Here is a 294-nt window from a genome sequence, read left to right as displayed (position 1 = left end):
GTGCGCAGCTTCATCGATTTCCTCGCGACGCACATCCGCATGGGCGACCTGACCGTAAGGCGCACTGCCGACGGCAAGTGGCGGCTACACGGTGAAAGCTGAGTATTTGGGGCGGGCAATATGCCGACGCGGAGGCGCGGATGTCCTAATTCCCGAACAAACCGCCGAACAATCCACCCGGCCGCTGCTGCGGCGGGGGCGGCGGTGGAGGCGCCTGTTGCGGCTGCTGCTGGAATTGCGGCTGCGGCGGCGGTCCCGGCGGGCGCGGAGCTGCCTGCTTCGGCTGCGGCGGGC

Origin of the sequence: Bradyrhizobium valentinum, assembly GCF_001440405.1 — a bacterium.
GTDB classification, from domain to species: Bacteria; Pseudomonadota; Alphaproteobacteria; order Rhizobiales; family Xanthobacteraceae; genus Bradyrhizobium; species Bradyrhizobium valentinum.
This window is presented reverse-complemented; position numbering follows the sequence as displayed.